This is a genomic window from Buttiauxella selenatireducens, from assembly GCF_031432975.1.
GTDB classification, from domain to species: Bacteria; Pseudomonadota; Gammaproteobacteria; order Enterobacterales; family Enterobacteriaceae; genus Buttiauxella; species Buttiauxella selenatireducens.
Map to the genome: position 1 here is coordinate 3,920,790 of NZ_CP133838.1, position 15,794 is coordinate 3,936,583.

Consider the following 15,794-nt stretch of genomic DNA (forward strand, 5'->3'; position numbering starts at 1 on the left):
ATTCCATTGAGTAAACAGCCATTTCTGCTCGCTATCCTAATCGTAAACGTTGCGATTAAAACCGGAACATTCGTTGATAGTGACAGTAATCACATAAACAAAATAACTAAATACAACTCGTTTACTAAACAAAAACAAAAGTCATATGATTGGCTGCGTTACTGGAATTCACAATGCTCCTCAAAGAGATAGCCACTGAATCTATCGAAACTTATAAGCAACTAAGCAACAGGGAAGCCGCATGAAACTCAAAACTGAATTTTTATCCTTTCCGGAAGATTTCTGGTGGGGAAGTGCATGGTCAGCCGAGCAGGCTGAAGGCAGGGGCAATACGGGTAAAGGGCGTACTCAGTGGGATATGTCCTGGGATGCGCACCCAAATCGCTTCTATCATGGCGTGAATACCGACGTGACGACTGATTTTTTCAATCGCTATGTCGATGATATTCAGTTGATGAAACAAACCGGTCATAACTCATTCCGCTTATCTATCTCCTGGGCACGTCTGTTCCCCCAGGGCGCTGGCGAAGTTTGCGCTGAAGCCGTGACGTTCTACCGGGCCATGCTGAATGAAATGGTGGCTGCAGGCATCAAGCCCTTTGCGAACCTGTACCATTTCGATATGCCAGAAGAGATGATGAAGATTGGCGGATGGGAAAACCGAGCCGTTGTCGATGCTTACGTCAATTTCTGCGCCACCTGCTTCCGTGAATTCGGCGATCTGGTCTTCCATTGGTTTACGTTTAACGAACCACTGGGGCCGGTGCTGGGTGGGTACATGGAAGATTTCCATTATCCAAACGTTATCGACTTCAAACGCGGCGTGCAGGTAGGTTTCAACACGATTCTCGCCAGTGCCCTGGCAATCAAAGCGTTCAAAGAACATCAGAATATTCATCCGGATCGCAGCAGCAAAATCGGCATCATTCTTAATCTGAGTCCGACCTACCCACGCTCTGAAAATCCACTTGATGTTGAGGCCGCGGTATATGCGGATCTGTTCTACAACCGTAGTTTCCTCGATCCGTCAGTTAAAGGGACTTTCCCGGAAAAACTGGTTGAAACTCTGCGTCTGCATGACCTGATGCCTTCTCACACCGAAAAAGATCTTTGCGATATTCGCGAAAATACGGTCCAGATCTTAGGTCTGAACTACTACGAACCACGCCGGGTGAAAGCGCGTTCTCACGCCGTCAATCCTCAGTCCCCGTTTATGCCGGAATGGTACTTCGAAAGCTATGTCATGCCTGGCCGTAAATTTAACCCCCATCGCGGATGGGAGATATACGAGCAAGGTATTTACGATCTGTGCATCGATATCCGGGACAACTACGGCAACATCGAATCCTTTATCTCTGAAAGCGGAATGGGCGTATCAAACGAAGAGCGCTTCATGCGCGACGGTCAGGTACAGGACGACTATCGCATCGGTTTTATCCAGAACCATCTGGCCTACCTTCACCAGGCTATTACCGACGGGTGCAACATTAAAGGCTATCACCTGTGGACATTTATTGACTGCTGGTCATGGATTAACGCCTACAAAAACCGCTATGGATTAGTCAGCCTTGATCTGGCCACGCAGCAACGCACCATCAAGAAAAGCGGCGAGTTTTATCAGGCATTGAGCCGGGATAATGGTTTTCATTTCAACGGACTGTATGTTGATTTTTGAGGCGAATACGCAATGAAATTACTCGATCAAGCGGTTAACGTCGCTCAGCGCATCGGCGGGCAGGTCCATTTGCGCTCATTGCGCGATGCATTTGCCACCTTAATGCCATTCTTTGTGCTGGCAGGCCTGATGGTGCTTCTCAACAACACCCTCATTAAACCAGAAGGGATCCTCTCCGGCTTTATCAGCAACGCGACGCTCACCCATTGGCAACAGGTGGGGAATTCCATCGTTAATGGCTCGCTTAACTTTATTTCGGTGCTGATTGCAGGGGCGATTGCCTATCACCTTTGCCAGAACAAAGGGTATGCGGACCCTATTGCACCGGTATTGCTGTCCATTGCGACTGTCGTCATTTTCATGCCGGAAAGCATTCATTTGACCGACGTACTGACGCAGAAAAGCGTGACCGTGACGGGCGGGATTTCATTCGCTTCGACGGGATCTGCCGGGATGTTTGTCGGGATCCTGACGGGACTTGTGGTCACATCGCTTTTCATCCGCTTAGCGAATGCAAAACGATTGCAGGTCAATATCAGCGGCGGGGCTATTCCACCCGCCGTTGTGCGTTCATTCAATACGCTCATCCCTATTATGCTGACGATGATTGTCTTTGCCCTGTTCTCCTTTGCGGTGCAAAGTCTCAGCGGAATGGACGTCAACACGCTCATCGCAACGTTGATACAGCAACCCTTAAAATCCGTCACGACCAGCCTGCCGGGATTCCTGCTGATTACCACGGTGGCTAACCTCTTCTTCTCCGTGGGCATTCATCAGGGCGTTATCTCTGGCGCATTGCTGGATCCATTCTTGCTAAACAACATGCAGGAAAACACCCTCGCGTTTGCTCAACACCAGGATATTCCCAACATCATCTGTATGGCGTTTAAAGACACCTTTGGGGTGATGGGCGGATCGGGGAATACCATTGCGCTGCTTATTGCCATTTACCTGTTCAGCCGGAAAGCGGATTACCGTGATATTGCGAAGCTCTCCACTGCCCCCTGTCTTTTTAATATCAGTGAGCCGATTATTTTTGGGCTGCCGATAGTCTTTAACCCGGTGCTTATCATCCCGTTCGTCCTGGCTCCCGTCATAAGTTTAACGACCGCTTATTACGCGACGGCCTGGGGCTGGATTAACCATGTGACGGTTCAGATCCCCTGGACTACGCCACCGATTATCTCCGGATTTCTGGCAACAGGTGGTGACTGGAGGGCGTCTGTCCTACAGGCTTTGCTGATTGCAATCACCGTTTGCTTCTATCTCCCGTTCCTCAAATTTGCTGAGCGCGTCGCGATGGCGCAGGCTGCATCATCCCAAGGATAAGAAAATGATTAAAATAATGCTCGTTTGTAACGCCGGTATGTCCACCAGCATGCTGATGAATAAAATGGTTGAGGCGGCTAAGCAACAAGATATTGACGCTGAGATCTGGGCCATTCCTGATGCGAAGCTCAATGAGGAGTGGAAAAAAGCTGACGTTATCCTGCTGGGACCGCAGGTGAGTTATCTTAAATCGCGCGTTGAGACGATAACGGCGGGTAGCGTTCCTGTGGAGGCGATTCCTATGCTGGATTATGGCCGTATGAACGGGCCGGGCGTGCTTGCCATGGCCATCAAGATGAAAAAATAACGACTGATATACAGGGAGTCTCGGCTCCCTTCCTACCCTCTCCTTCCCCCCTTCTCTCGTCTTTCAGATATCCAACATTGCTTCCAATTCTCCGATATAAAATCTGTAAAAGTAGACAATCGACGTTTTTTCATCTAAAAGTTCTGCGGTTGGCACTAGACAAAACCAGCTATCTCATAATAATTGCTGAATGTTAAAGAGCGGCAAGTCAGATAACCGCCGGGCATTTCGCGACTCATAAAAACAACGACACACCTTCTTTGGAGAATTTATGCAATCCTCGGTTAACAAAAACGAGAGCCGAACCTTCTTCGGCCATCCTTATCCTCTAGGCTCACTATTCTTCACTGAGATGTGGGAGCGGTTCTCATTTTATGGGATCCGTCCCTTACTCATTCTGTTCATGGCTGCGACGGTTTACGACGGCGGCCTGGGCCTTGCGCGGGAAAACGCATCGGCAATCGTCGGTATCTTTGCGGGCTGTATGTACCTGGCCGCACTGCCTGGTGGTTGGCTGGCGGATAACTGGCTTGGGCAGCAGAAAGCCGTCTGGTACGGTTCGATTCTCATTGCCATCGGGCACCTGTCGATAGCGTTGTCCGCCGTATTCGGTAACAACCTGTTCTTTATCGGCCTGATGTTTATTGTTCTTGGCTCTGGCCTGTTCAAGACGTGCATCTCGGTCATGGTGGGAACGCTGTATAAGAAAGGTGATGCGCGCCGTGATGGCGGTTTCTCACTGTTCTATATGGGCATCAATATTGGTTCGTTTATCGCGCCGCTGGTTTCCGGCTGGCTGATAAAAACCCACGGTTGGCATTGGGGCTTTGGTATCGGTGGTATCGGTATGCTGGTGGCGCTGATTATCTTCCGCGTCTATGCCGTTCCGGCGATGAAACGTTACGACAGCGAAGTAGGCCTGGATTCCACCTGGAACAATCCCGTTTCGAAGAAAAACGGTGTTGGTGCCTGGTTGCTGGTACTGGCGGTCGGTGTGGCGATTGTCGTTACGCTGATAGCGCAAGGTGTGATCGTCATTAACCCCGTCGCGGTTGCCAGCGTGCTGGTGTACGTGATTGCGGCCTCCGTTGCCTGCTACTTTATCTACCTGTTTATGTTCGCAGGCCTTAACCGTAAAGAGCGCGCCAGACTGCTGGTTTGCTTTATTCTGTTAGTTTCTGCGGCCTTCTTCTGGTCCGCATTTGAGCAAAAACCGACCTCATTCAACCTCTTCGCTAACGACTATACCGACCGCATGATCGGCGATTTTGAGATCCCGGCAGTGTGGTTCCAGTCAATCAATGCGCTGTTTATCATTTTACTGGCGCCGGTATTTAGTTGGGCATGGCCTTCGCTGGCGCGGAAGAACATCCGTCCAAGCAGTATCACCAAGTTTATCATCGGCATTCTGTGTGCGGCTGCGGGCTTTGGTCTGATGATGATGGCGGCACAAAATGTTCTGAACAGCGGCGGAGCTGGCGTATCGCCATTCTGGCTGGTGGGAAGCATTCTGATGCTGACACTCGGCGAGCTGTGCCTGAGCCCGATTGGTCTGGCGACCATGACGCTGCTGGCTCCGGAAAGAATGCGTGGTCAGATGATGGGGCTATGGTTCTGCGCCAGTGCGCTGGGCAACCTGGCGGCAGGTCTGATTGGCGGTCACGTGAAAGCCGATCAGCTGGATATGCTGCCTAACCTCTTCGCGCGTTGTTCCATTGCGCTGCTGATCTGCGCGGCAGTACTGTTCGTGTTGATTATTCCTGTACGTAAAATGCTGGAAAATGCCCAGGTGAAGACGGAAAACAAACCGGTAACCGAAGCTTAAGCAGTAATAAGGCCGATCGAGAGATCGGCCTTATTCTATAAAGAGTAATGAGTCACATCGAGCGTGACAAAACGAGATAGCACCACCAAAACCACGATATTCAACACCACACTGATAATGAAGTAAGTTTTGAATGGCTGCTTTTGCGTTTTATGGCGAAAGAGCTGCTGACCCAAAATGGCGCAAGGCCACCCACCGACAAAACCAAACATCAGCAAAGTAGACTCCGGCACTCGGCGCCAGGCTTTTCGTGCCGCCATTTTATCCGCACCGTAAATCACCAAAGTCAGAATGTTGGCCAGTAAAAACCACATCACAATTGGGTAAGGCAAAAACAGGCTCCCTATCGCCGCGAAGGCCAGAAGCAAATAACAGAAACGATTGAGGTTCATACCGTTAACCACAGGGTTCTCAGCTAAAAAGATGCGCGATTATACCCGATTAACAAAGCGCTGAGTCATCTCCCTGCATTGACATCCGCCTGGTCAAACGCTTCACTATTCCGTTGTTATTAATAAAACCTGCCCCGCGTTTCAGCAGGCGGGTTCGCGTTTGAATAATCAGAACAACATGACGTTATTAAAGGGATGAATCATGAATAAATGGAAAGACAGACGGAAAGTTTTCAATAAACGCAGCCCTGGGCTTTTTATCGCAGGCCTGTTATTAGCCGTATCACAAGGCGCAGTTGCAGCACCTTCGCCGGAGTCGTTAAGTTTCACGCATAAAGACTGGGATCTGGTTTGTGATAACACCCTAACCTGCCGTGCGGCTGGCTACTCAGCAGACGATATTGATCCTGCGGTAACGGTCCTGATTACCCGAACCGCGGGGCCATCGACGCCGGTGACCAACCTGGTAATGCCTGGAGATTATGACGGCGAAGCGGCGACCAAAACGCCCGGAGCGCCACAACTGCTGATAGATAAGCACTCTCTTGGCAAGCTTTTAGCGGTCGATGGCGATGCCTGGAAAATGAGTGAAACGCAATTCACCGCCTTTAAGCAGGCACTGCGCCGCGACAGCAAAATCAGCTTTAAAAACAATCTGCATGAATACCCTTTCTCCGGCGCGGGCTCCAGCGCGGTATTGCTGAAAATGGATGATGTTCAGGGCCGCGTGGGCACGACGGGTGCGCTGATAAAGCAAGGGAGCAACAGCGAATCTGATGTCAAAATGGCGGTTCCGCAGCCGGTTATAGTGAAAGCCCCGGTGCGCGACAAAAAAAGCCGTGACATGACTCCTCAGGAAACCGCGCTGATTAAACCGGCGTTGCTCGATCTTGTCGGTAAAAATAGTGACTGCGATGACCAGCGACTCAATGAAACATGGCAAATCGCGAGCCTCAATGAAAAGCAATCACTGGTCATTGCACCTTGCTGGATGGCGGCATACAACTTTGGCGATGAGTATTTTGTGATCAGCAATGATATGTCGAACCCTCCGGTGCTGGTGACAGACAGCGCAACCTCCTATGAGGATGGCATTGTTGGATTTTTCATGAAAGGCCGGGGATTGGGTGACTGCCTGAGTCTGCAAGAGTGGGCATGGGATGGCGAACGTTTCGTACCCAGTGCGGCACGGGACACCGGGCGTTGTCGGCTGATCCGACCGGGTGGCGCATGGGAGTTACCGACACTGACCACCAGAGTCGTCACACGCTGAGCCATAAAAAAGCCCCCTGGCTTTCAAGAGCGAGGGGGCTTTTATCTTTACTGAGACTTACTTCTGCGGACGCATCGCCGGGAACAGGATAACGTCGCGAATAGTGTGGCTGTTGGTAAACAGCATCACCATACGGTCGATACCGATACCCAGACCCGCCGTTGGCGGCAGGCCATATTCCAGCGCGGTCACGTAGTCTTCGTCATAGAACATCGCTTCGTCGTCACCAATCGCTTTCGCATTCACCTGCTCAAGGAAGCGTTCAGCCTGATCTTCGGCATCGTTGAGTTCGCTAAAGCCATTACCGATTTCACGTCCACCGATGAAGAACTCAAAGCGGTCAGTGACTTCCGGGTTCACGTCATTACGGCGCGCCAGTGGAGACACTTCAGCCGGATATTCGGTGATAAAGGTCGGCTGAATCAGGTGCGCTTCTGCGACTTCGTCAAAGATTTCAGTGACGATGCGGCCCAGACCCCAGCTCTTCTCAACGTGAATACCGATGGATTCGGCGATGGCTTTCGCCGCATCGAAGTTATCCAGATCCGCCATGTCAGTTTCCGGGCGGTATTTCTTGATAGCTTCGCGCATGGTCATTTTTTCAAACGGCTTACCGAAATCGAAGGTCCGATCGCCATAAGGCACTTCTGTTTTACCCAACACGGTCAGCGCCAGGGTACGGAACAACGATTCAGTCAGTTCGATCAGATCTTTGTAGTCCGCATACGCCATATAGAGTTCCATCATGGTGAACTCTGGGTTGTGACGAACGGAGATCCCTTCATTACGGAAGTTACGGTTGATCTCGAATACACGTTCGAAGCCGCCCACCACCAGACGTTTCAGATACAGTTCCGGCGCGATGCGCAGATACATATCCATATCCAACGCGTTGTGATGGGTGATGAACGGACGTGCAGATGCACCGCCTGGGATCACTTGCATCATTGGGGTTTCGACTTCCATAAAGCCGCGTTCCACCATGAACTGGCGCATCGTAGCGAGGATTTTCGAACGCACTTTAAACGTGTGACGCGATTCGTCGTTGGAGATCAAATCCAGATAACGCTGACGGTAACGCGCTTCTTGATCCTGCAAACCGTGGAATTTATCCGGCAACGGGCGCAGCGATTTCGTCAGCAGACGCAACTCGGTGCAATGAATGGAGAGCTCACCGGTTTGGGTTTTGAACAGCGTACCGCGCGCGGCAATAATGTCGCCAAGGTCCCATTTTTTAAACTGTTCGTTGTAGAGCCCCTCCGGCAGAGAATCACGGGCGACATACAGCTGAATACGGCCCCCCATATCCTGCAATGTCACGAAAGAAGCTTTCCCCATGATGCGACGGGTCATCATACGACCAGCAACAGAGACTTCAACGTTCAGGGAAACGAGCTCTTCGTTATCCTTGCCATCGAATTCAGTGTGCAATTGGTCAGAGGTATGGTCACGACGAAAATCATTCGGGAATGGGATACCCTGCTCACGAAGTTGAGCCAGCTTTTCACGGCGGGTTTTCAGTTCATTATTAAGGTCAATTGCCTCATCGGCACGTTGTGCTTGTTGTTCAGACATGTTGGTTCCTCATAACCCTGCTTTCATACTTGTTTCGATAAAGTGAACCTGGCCACTCTCCTGCGCACAATCGCTCTCAGGCATCATCGTCAAATATCGAGCGATAGAATGTTACTTAACCAGGTCTAATTTCAGTCCGATATCACTCAGACACAAACAAACTAAAGTTATTTCATCGACTTTCTACACTATTACCAGAATATCCTCCTAACTATGACGCAGTGCAAGGAGCAGGCTTACACCTGCTCTCTGTATGGGTAAAAATTAATCGCCTCGGGATTCATGCAAACACGGGACCGGTGGGGAAAACAGCAGCCGGGCTGCGATAACCAACAGCACAATCACCGCCACGCAGCCAATCGTCCATTCGCCCATTTGCGAGAAAAAGTGCTGGTAAGCGGCAATTGCCGTTTCACTGATATGTGACTCGGTAGTCTGTTGCGCCACCAGGCCCGCCAGCCAGTTCGCGACGGCACCGGTCGCCAGCATATAGATTCCGGTCAACATGCCGGTCACGCCCGGCATATTCAGACGGGTGATCTGCGCCATAGCCACTGGGTCAATAAACAGTTCGGCAAAGCCCATCAGCGCCAGCCCGCCCACCATCAGCCCCATCGAAGCGTGACCGTCGACGGTGCCATGACGAGCATTGAGCGCCAGCAGCATAAATCCGCAGCCCATCATCAGCAGGCCAAAGGCAAATTTCAGCCACACGCGAAGCACAGAACGGGTCTTTCCTTCCGGGCGAATCAGCCACGCCAGCACCACGCCACCCGCCATGACGGCAACCGCGTTAACCGACTGGAACAGCGCCGTCGGCACTTCAATATTGAGCAAGCGGCGGCTAACAAAGTTGTCGATAAACAGGCTGATAGAGCTTCCGCCCTGCTGGGCCAGAACCCAGAACAGTGTGCCCGTCAGCATCAGCAGGACGATTTGCCACAGCGCACGACGGTGCTGCGGCGATGACACCATGATCCGCGCCACCATCTGGGCCGCAAAGAGACACACGATCGCCAGCAGATAACCGGCCCCGTTATTTTCGAGTAGCAGCGTGAAAAACACCGGTGCCACACACAGCATCACCACCAACCAACCCCAGGTTGGCAGCACAAACTTCACCGCGCACAGCGCCTGTTTGTCGATGCCACGGGTGTGGCTGAAATGGCGATGTCCGCTTAAAAAAATCAGCAGGCCGATAAACATGCCGATCCCCGCCAGTGCAAAACCGATATGCCAGCCATACCACTGCGCCGTCAGTCCACAGGCGATCGGGGCGGCAATCGATCCTACGTTCCCCGCTGCGTAAAGCAGCGAAAAACCGCCGTCGCGACGAGGGTCGTCAGCGGCGTACAGTTCGCCGAGCAGGCAGCTGATATTGGATTTGAACAGACCATAGCCACAAATAATGATCGCCAGCGCGAGGTACAAGCTCCAGATTGAATCAGATTCAAAGCCCAGCACCACATGGCCGAGCGTCATCAACAGCGCACCGGCAATGACCGCCGTGCGATTGCCGAGCAGGCGGTCGGCAAGCCAGCCGCCAAGAATGGGTGTTACGTAAACCAGAGAAGCGTAAGCGCTGAAAAGACTGATGGCGTGGCTGTCATCAAAGCCAAGCTGATGGGTGAGATAAAGGATGAGTAAGGCACGCATGCCGTAAAAGCTGAAGTATTCCCAGATTTGAATCGCGACGATGTAATAGATCGCGCGCGGCTGTGAGGGTGTTTTCATGAGGTCTCCTTGCTGCGTGAAAAAAGGGAAGTGGCAAGCCACTTCCCCTGGAGCTTCAATTACTTGTTGTTTTCTTCTTTCAGCACTTTAACGGTATAACGACCATCCGCCTGGCGATATGCGCCATGGATATCGGTTTCGAAGCCCGGATAATGAGCGCCGATTTCGCACAGCATCTGCAAGAATTCCAGCACCGGACGGCTCTCTTCGGTGATCATTTCACCTGGCATGACCAGTGGAACACCTGGAGGATACGGCAGGATCATGTTGGCATTAACGCGACCGACCATCTCATCGAGATACACTTCTTCGGTTAGGCCATGCAGCTCTTTCTGGAAAGCAACGAACGGAGTCACCATCATGCTTGGCAGCACTTCGAAGGCGCGGAACATCAGATCCGGCAGGTTGTGATGCGCAATCAGTTTGTGAATGTTCTGTGCCAGTTCCTGAATACGCATGTTTTCATAGAATTCAGGATCTTCACGGTACAGAGATGGCAGCATGTTTTTCACACGCAGGTTCAGGTCGAACGAACGTTTGAAATCGGTCAGCGCACGCAGCAGGCTCAGTGCTTTAGTTTTGTCGATACCGATGCTGAACAGGAACAGCAGATTGTATGGACCGGTTTTCTCAACAATGATGCCGTGTTCGTCGAGGTATTTCGACACGATGCTTGCCGGAATACCGAACTCATCCATGGTGCCGTCTTTCTTCATGCCCGGAGTCAACATAGTGACTTTGATCGGGTCAAGGTACATGTGTTCGTTATCGATGTTTTTGAAACCGTGCCATGCGCTGTCAGAGCGCAGCGGCCAGCATTCCGCACCATCGATATGCTCTGGCTGCCAGACGTCGAAGAACCAGCCTTCAGATTCCCCTTTCAGGCGTTTGATCTCTTTACGGAACTTGATAGAACGTTCAATAGAGCCATCAATCAGACGCTTACCGGAATTGCCTTTCATCATCGCAGCGGCAGTTTCGGTAGAAGCAACAACACCGTAATGTGGAGAAGTGGTGGTGTGCATCATGTAGGCTTCGTTGAAGGTTTCTTCGTTGATATCCCCTTTCACGTGGATCATTGAAGCCTGAGAGAACGCCGCCAGCAGTTTGTGCGTAGACTGGGTTTCATAAATCACCTTCCCTTCCACACGGCCACCGCTCATCCCGCATTTACCGGCATAGATTGGTGAGAAGTTGGTGTATGGCACCCACGCGGAGTCAAAGTGGATAGATTTAACATCCAGGGTTTTCTTGATGAAATCAGTGTTATACAGCAGACCATCATAGGTGGAGTTGGTGATAACTGCGTGCACCGGCCAGGTCGCATTCGGCGTCTCTTTAACGCGTTTTGCGATAGTTGCGCGCTGGAATTCGCTCTGTGGAATACCACCGAGGATCCCGTAAGCGTTACGGGTTGGACGGAAGTAAATCGGCGTAATGTTGCTCATCATCATCAGGTGAGTCAGAGACTTATGGCAGTTACGGTCAATCAGTACGGTGCTGCCCGCAGGTGCAGAGTACATACCGACGATTTTGTTCGCGGTTGAAGTCCCGTTGGTCACCATATAGCTGCGTTCAGCGTTAAAGACGCGAGCGATGTACTCTTCTGCTTCTTTGTGCGGGCCGCTGTGATCCAGCAGTGAACCCAATTCAGAAACCGAAATAGAGATATCTGATTTCATGGTGTTTGAACCAAAGAAATCATAGAAGATGCTGCCTACCGGGCTTTTCTGGAATGCAGTACCGCCCATATGGCCTGGCGTACAGAAAGTGTATTTACCTTCGCGGACATATTTGAACAGCGCTTTGGTCAGTGGCGGCAGAATCGTGTCGATGTACTCATCGGTGTTCTGTTTGATTTTATTTGCGATATCTTCCGCAGCACCCAGCGCATATTCGAAGAAGCGAACCTGTAAACGCAGGTCGTTCAGGCTAACGTCCAGTGTGGAGTAGGTATTAGCGAATGCGTACAACGGCATGTACTCGTTGCATTTGCTGATCTCTTCGCACAATTCCAGATTGTATTTATCCCAGTCGAAGATCACGCCGCACAAACGGGCGTTGTTTTCGATAAGCTTCAACAAATCTTCGCGGTCGTTTGGATAAACAATGCGGAAGTCCAGGCGTTCAAGGGCGCGATGCAGTTCACGGATAGGCTCTTCTTTAAAGTAGACGCCCATGTGATTCATGATTGCGATAACGTTCATAGTAGAATCTCCAGATATGGGGAGCCCCTCCCATCACGGTGTGACAGGTTCAGGAAGGCGCTCCAGGAAAAGGGGTTAGTGATTAATGCGCGTCAGCGGTTGAGCTGTCGGTGGCGTCGTTAGCGTGTTGACGCTGGTGCATTTTGCGACCGTAGAACATCAGGATGATCAGGCTGACGATAAAGGTTCCGGCCAGTTCGAAGGAACTTGCACCCATCAGGGCGATGAAGCAGAACGCGCAACCCAGTACAGAACAAATCAGGCTCACGAAGTTGCGAATGTTGAAACCTTCGAAGCGAATCAGGTCAACGCAAGAGTAGAAGTAAGGCAGCATGGTCAGCAGTACCGCGATACCGGTCAGTTCACCGAACAGGTCAGAAGCTTTACCGCCGCTGGAGTTCATCAGCGTGATCAGTACCATCAGCGCCGTCATTTTCACCGCAGCCAGCAGCAGACCTTTCTTCGGAATACCGTTGTTATCCACTTCGCCGTAAATTTTCGGGAAGTTACCGTCGCTTGCAGCACGAACACCCGCCTGGCCTACCAGCATCATCCAGGAACCCAGAGAAGTCAGACATGCAAAGGCAGTGAATGCGGAAACCATCGGAGCTGCCCAGCCGCCAAGGATAGTTGACGCACTGATAGCGAACGGAGCACCTGATGCCGCCATCTGAGCCGCAGGATACATACCGGCAATAACTTGAGTTGCTGCAATGTAAACGATACCCGCCATCGCCGTTCCCAGCATGGTTGCCAGCGGAACGGTACGTTTTGGATTTTTCACCATACCGGTACTCACGGCGGCGGATTCAACACCCACGAAGGCCCACAAGCAAAGCAGGATACTTTTAATGACCGCGTGGCTGTCAGTGGTATTGGAGGTGTTCCAGTTTGCCTGATAGGTTGCCGCATCAAACCAGTGCCAACCCACAATGGCGGTAATCAGCACCGGAATTAATACCAGTACCAGACCAATGGTTGTCAGACGACTGACCCAGGTACCGCCGAGCATATTTACAAAGGTAAATATCCATACGATAGCAATACACGCCAGACCGGCAGGAATGGGGTCATTCAGAACCGGGAAGAAAGTAGAGAGATAAGAAACAGCGGTAATACCGATTGCCAGGTTACCAATCCAGTTTGCGTGATAATAAAGCACACCGGTCTGGAAGCCGAATGCGGGAGATATTTCCCCGGCATAGGCAATTGGGCCACCTTGTTGTGGATTCTTGGTTGCCAGTCGGGCATAGACATAAGCCAGAGACATCGCACCAATAATTGAAATAACCCAACCCCAAATAGCAATACCACCAATACCTGCGAGGTTAGCAGGTAATAATGCAATACCGCTCCCCATCATATTACCGGCGACAACGCCGGTACATGCAAATAGCCCGATCTTCTTGGCAGAACCCATGTTTGCTTATCTCCTAAGTTTATTTGGGCGGTACAGGCAATCCTGGTGAAACATGTATTGGCCCGACCCACTGCCGATAAGGTTACTGATTCAGAAAAAATAAGTCCTAAAGATAAAGTGAAATATCACCAAACATCAGACAAATGATAAGTTGAGCTTTTTCAATTAACATATAAGGATGACATGCTGATATCAAAAAAACATAAACAACGTTTATTTACAGTAACTTACAGCACGCTTACTGAGTTAAAATTGTGTTATGTTATTGCCGCAAAAAGATAAACATAGATAACAATTGGGTTGCTCATGAGAAACATAAGTTTAACCTCATCATGTCCAATATCCTGAACATGATGAGGGTTTACTTATTCTGAAGCGAGGAAGTTGTCGAGATAAGGAACAACGTTGGTCACAGAGGTCTGGAATACAGCGTTTTGAATCCAGTAAAAGGTATTATCACCCGGACGTAAATTGAAAGCCGTCAGATAAGCATCTGCCGCTTCACGGTTCTGGCCTTTCATCTCGTAGACTTTACCTAGCAGCACGTAATTCATCCACGACATTTCCATCTCGATGCTGGTATTAATGGCACTGTATGCCTCATCGATTTTCCCCTGACCTAACAGATAGACCGTTTTAATTTGATAATAAACCGCCAGATCTTTAATTCCCGGCATCTCCCCTAGCTGTTTTATTTCGGCATACAGCGTATTGAGTTGTTCTTTATCCAGCGTCTGTTGCGAATGGCGTAATACATCCACCAACATTTTCTCCGCAAAAGCGTATGAAAAGTCAGGTGAGTCTTTAATCACATCATCAAGCACCTGGCTGGCTTTATATAATGAATCCACATCACCATTCATTAATAGCTGATGCGCCTGGTAAAAATGCGTTATTGCCGAGCTATCTGACGGCTGATAAAGCTTGAGCATAGCCTGCATGCGTTCTGGCCACGGCTGTTTCAGGGCTACCGACAGGCTACTCATCAGGTCGCTTTGGATCGTCAATTGGTTGTCGCTGGTGATGAAATAACGCTTGTCCATCATCGTTGAACCGTCGGCGTTATCCACCAACTGCACGGACATAAAGCACTGCTGCGCGCGATAGTGCCGCTGGTTGACGAACTCAATGGTCAGCGTTTTACCTGAGCTGCTTGGCTCATTGGTGTTGTAGTTGGTTTTATCATGCACCATAAAGGTGGAGAACGTGTTCAGCGAGGTTGTCATCAGGCTGCCCAGCCCGACCGCCCAGGCGTCCTGCGATGCCCAGTTGGTACAGGTGCCGCCCTTGACCAGATGGATATCAATATCCCGCGGATTCAAAAGCAAACGGGCTTTATTGCGCGGTTTTGGCGAGTCTATCGTCGACAGCGCAACCAGTGCGACACACGTCCCTAACGCCAGCAGAAACAGCAGCCAGACCCAAAAGGTCGAGGCACGCTTAGGCTTCTGCGGTTTCACGGATGGCGGCAAGCCTTGCGGTATTTCTACGGCAGACGCGGGGTCAGAAAGATCCGCAACCGCTGCAGGCGCCGATTGCGCAATAACAGGCGCGGGTACTTCACCCTCTTCCGTACACCAGACAACCGGCACCGTCAGCTTATAACCTCGCTTCGGCACCGTCGCGATGTATTCCAGGCTACAGTCTCCGCCATCTTTCAATGACTTGCGTAGCTCGGAAATACTCTGCGTGACGACGTGGCTAGTGACCACGTTTCGCGTCCAGACGTTATCGATAAGCTCATCCCTGCTGAGCACCTCATCAGGGTGGCGGGCAAAGAAAACCAGAAGATCGATTAAACGCGGTTCAAGAGTAAGCTGACGTCCCTTCCGGCTGATTTGGTTATCAGAAGGTGTTACCAGCCACTCCCCCACACGAACTACAGGTTGTTGCATAAAAAAGGGCCCAACGAGAAAAGGCCGGATGATAACACAATTCCACCCCCTATTTTTGATAGGGGTCATTACCTTAACGCGTTACATATCACTATGTTTATTAAATATAAACGTTTTTTATATCTAAAAATGATAAAAAACGCCGCATTAACAACCGCTAAA

General features: G+C 50.7%; 11 protein-coding genes. 5 read left to right on the top strand and 6 right to left on the bottom strand.

From position 1 onward, the window contains the following. Nucleotides 1-241 precede the first annotated feature (241 nt). The 4 genes from RHD99_RS18060 to RHD99_RS18075 all read left to right on the top strand — a co-directional run bounded on the left by RHD99_RS18060 (nucleotide 242) and on the right by RHD99_RS18075 (nucleotide 5,136). Complete coding sequence (locus RHD99_RS18060; RefSeq protein WP_309875685.1) at nucleotides 242-1,675, top strand: glycoside hydrolase family 1 protein; 1,434 nt, start codon at nucleotides 242-244, stop codon at nucleotides 1,673-1,675. A gap of 12 nt (nucleotides 1,676-1,687) precedes the next feature. Next, complete coding sequence (locus RHD99_RS18065) at nucleotides 1,688-3,004, top strand: PTS sugar transporter subunit IIC (protein ID WP_183271179.1); 1,317 nt, start codon at nucleotides 1,688-1,690, stop codon at nucleotides 3,002-3,004. Nucleotides 3,005-3,008: 4 nt separating this feature from the next. Further along, nucleotides 3,009-3,311 (top strand): PTS sugar transporter subunit IIB, encoded by a 303-nt coding sequence (locus tag RHD99_RS18070; protein ID WP_309875687.1) that lies wholly within the window; start codon nucleotides 3,009-3,011, stop codon nucleotides 3,309-3,311. Between the two features lie 271 nt (nucleotides 3,312-3,582). Next, entirely contained in the window at nucleotides 3,583-5,136 is a 1,554-nt protein-coding gene (locus RHD99_RS18075; RefSeq protein ID WP_309875689.1) for a peptide MFS transporter, read from the top strand. Nucleotides 5,137-5,171: 35 nt separating this feature from the next. Here RHD99_RS18075 and RHD99_RS18080 read toward each other — a convergent pair whose 3' ends face one another. Continuing rightward, a complete protein-coding gene (locus tag RHD99_RS18080; RefSeq protein WP_309875690.1) occupies nucleotides 5,172-5,528 on the bottom strand; it encodes a DUF1294 domain-containing protein in 357 nt (118 codons plus the stop codon). A gap of 202 nt (nucleotides 5,529-5,730) precedes the next feature. On the opposite strand from RHD99_RS18080, the gene RHD99_RS18085 reads away from it, so the two are divergent. After that, nucleotides 5,731-6,801 carry a DUF1176 domain-containing protein gene (locus tag RHD99_RS18085; RefSeq protein WP_309875691.1) on the top strand — a complete coding sequence of 357 codons (1,071 nt, stop codon included), beginning with the start codon at nucleotides 5,731-5,733 and terminating at the stop codon, nucleotides 6,799-6,801. 57 nt (nucleotides 6,802-6,858) lie between these two features. On the opposite strand, the gene lysS is transcribed toward RHD99_RS18085, so the two are convergent. The 5 genes from lysS to cadC form a co-directional block, all read right to left on the bottom strand. Continuing rightward, nucleotides 6,859-8,376 (bottom strand): lysine--tRNA ligase, encoded by a 1,518-nt coding sequence (lysS, locus tag RHD99_RS18090; RefSeq protein WP_183271184.1) that lies wholly within the window; start codon nucleotides 8,374-8,376, stop codon nucleotides 6,859-6,861. 264 nt (nucleotides 8,377-8,640) lie between these two features. Then, nucleotides 8,641-10,110 carry a POT-type proton-dependent oligopeptide transporter gene (locus tag RHD99_RS18095; RefSeq protein ID WP_309875692.1) on the bottom strand — a complete coding sequence of 490 codons (1,470 nt, stop codon included), beginning with the start codon at nucleotides 10,108-10,110 and terminating at the stop codon, nucleotides 8,641-8,643. A gap of 59 nt (nucleotides 10,111-10,169) precedes the next feature. Then, nucleotides 10,170-12,317, bottom strand: a complete 2,148-nt coding sequence (gene cadA, locus RHD99_RS18100; protein ID WP_309875693.1) for a lysine decarboxylase CadA — start codon at nucleotides 12,315-12,317, stop codon at nucleotides 10,170-10,172. Nucleotides 12,318-12,399: 82 nt separating this feature from the next. Next, a complete protein-coding gene (gene cadB, locus RHD99_RS18105; RefSeq protein ID WP_183271187.1) occupies nucleotides 12,400-13,737 on the bottom strand; it encodes a cadaverine/lysine antiporter in 1,338 nt (445 codons plus the stop codon). Nucleotides 13,738-14,102: 365 nt separating this feature from the next. Then, complete coding sequence (gene cadC / locus RHD99_RS18110; RefSeq protein WP_309875695.1) at nucleotides 14,103-15,632, bottom strand: lysine decarboxylation/transport transcriptional activator CadC; 1,530 nt, start codon at nucleotides 15,630-15,632, stop codon at nucleotides 14,103-14,105. Between the last annotated feature and the right edge of the window lie 162 nt (nucleotides 15,633-15,794).

What these genes read in the sequence shown, in the direction of transcription:
- RHD99_RS18060 (WP_309875685.1), top strand. Translation starts at nt 242, where the DNA reads ATGAAACTCAAAACTGAATTTTTATCCTTTCCGGAAGATTTCTGGTGG.
- RHD99_RS18065 (WP_183271179.1), top strand. Translation starts at nt 1,688, where the DNA reads ATGAAATTACTCGATCAAGCGGTTAACGTCGCTCAGCGCATCGGCGGG.
- RHD99_RS18070 (WP_309875687.1), top strand. Translation starts at nt 3,009, where the DNA reads ATGATTAAAATAATGCTCGTTTGTAACGCCGGTATGTCCACCAGCATG.
- RHD99_RS18075 (WP_309875689.1), top strand. Translation starts at nt 3,583, where the DNA reads ATGCAATCCTCGGTTAACAAAAACGAGAGCCGAACCTTCTTCGGCCAT.
- RHD99_RS18080 (WP_309875690.1), bottom strand. Translation starts at nt 5,528, where the DNA reads ATGAACCTCAATCGTTTCTGTTATTTGCTTCTGGCCTTCGCGGCGATA.
- RHD99_RS18085 (WP_309875691.1), top strand. Translation starts at nt 5,731, where the DNA reads ATGAATAAATGGAAAGACAGACGGAAAGTTTTCAATAAACGCAGCCCT.
- lysS (WP_183271184.1), bottom strand. Translation starts at nt 8,376, where the DNA reads ATGTCTGAACAACAAGCACAACGTGCCGATGAGGCAATTGACCTTAAT.
- RHD99_RS18095 (WP_309875692.1), bottom strand. Translation starts at nt 10,110, where the DNA reads ATGAAAACACCCTCACAGCCGCGCGCGATCTATTACATCGTCGCGATT.
- cadA (WP_309875693.1), bottom strand. Translation starts at nt 12,317, where the DNA reads ATGAACGTTATCGCAATCATGAATCACATGGGCGTCTACTTTAAAGAA.
- cadB (WP_183271187.1), bottom strand. Translation starts at nt 13,737, where the DNA reads ATGGGTTCTGCCAAGAAGATCGGGCTATTTGCATGTACCGGCGTTGTC.
- cadC (WP_309875695.1), bottom strand. Translation starts at nt 15,632, where the DNA reads ATGCAACAACCTGTAGTTCGTGTGGGGGAGTGGCTGGTAACACCTTCT.